Below are 1,200 nucleotides of genomic sequence, written 5' to 3' on the forward strand. Positions count from 1 at the left end.
CCACTGACATTGATGCTGATACTCAGGTTCCGGTGGTCGTGGCTCAGCCACTGACTGACGCCCTGCTGGGCTGTCCTCAAGTTGTTCTGTCCGGCCTCCGGGACCTGTTCTCATGGCTCCGGCCGGGCGGAACATGACCTGATAGGAGCTTGGTCCAGAAGCCCCTTCAATGTCCTGTCTGCTCCACCCGGCCGGCGCCCACCTCCGGCTAGGGAAGGCACCATCAGCATGACATCAGCGGTCGTCGGACACACAGCGGGCCAGGAGGTGTTCGGCGGGGTCGACTCCCACGCCCACACGATCCACGTCGCCGTCATCAGCGACAACGGCGGCCACCTCGCGGACGCCGAGTTCGCCACCACCACGGCCGGATACGCCGCGGCCCTGGCCTTCCTGAACGCCCACGGCCACGTGCTCGCGATCGGCGTGGAGGGCACATCGTCCTACGGAGCCGGCTTCACTCGCGAAGCCCGCGCGTGCGGGCACCGGGTCGTCGAGGTCAACCGGCCCGACCGGGCCGAACGCCGCCGCATCGGCAAGTCCGACCCCATCGACGCCTACGCCGCCGCCCGTGCCGCCCTGTCCGGACGGGCCTCCAGCATGCCCAAGGACGACACCGTCGCCGGGATACGCGCCCTGCACAACGCCGCCCGCTCCGCCGTCAAGGCCCGCACCGCCGCCCTCAACCAGATCGGGCAGCTCCTCGTCACCGCACCCGAGGCGATCCGCGCCAGGTACGGGCGGCTCAAGACCGCCGAGCGCACCGACGCCCTGGCCCGGCTGCGGCCGGCCGGGGACGCGGTCCACATCGCCGTCCTGACCGCGCTCAGGAGCCTCGCCCGGCGCGTCAAGGAGCTCACCGCCGAGCACCAGGCCCTCACCAAAGCCCTCGACGCGGAGGTCACCGCCCACAACCCCGGCCTGCGGGCCGCCCACGGAGTCGGCCCCGACACCGCCGCCCAGCTCCTGGTCACCGCCGGAGGCAATCCCGAGCGCATGCGCACCGAGGCCGCCTTCGCCGCCCTGTGCGGAGCCGCACCCGTCCCCGCGTCCAGCGGACGTACCAACCGCCACCGCCTCTCCCGCGGCGGGGACCGGGCTGCCAACGCCGCCCTTTACCGGATAGCCCTGTGCCGGATGTCCAGCGACCGGCGCACCCGCGACTACGTCGCCCGCCAGAGCGAGGCAGGCCGCACCAAG

At 72.2% G+C, this 1,200-nt stretch carries 1 protein-coding gene; it reads left to right on the plus strand.

All coding sequences use genetic code 11. The features are described 5' to 3' along the window. Window positions 1-228: 228 nt before the first annotated feature. A partial coding sequence (locus ACZ55U_RS39090; protein WP_465534414.1) for an IS110 family RNA-guided transposase occupies window positions 229-1,200 on the plus strand: 972 nt, incomplete at its 3' end.

It is taken from the genome of Kitasatospora sp. NPDC034533, assembly GCF_055575155.1.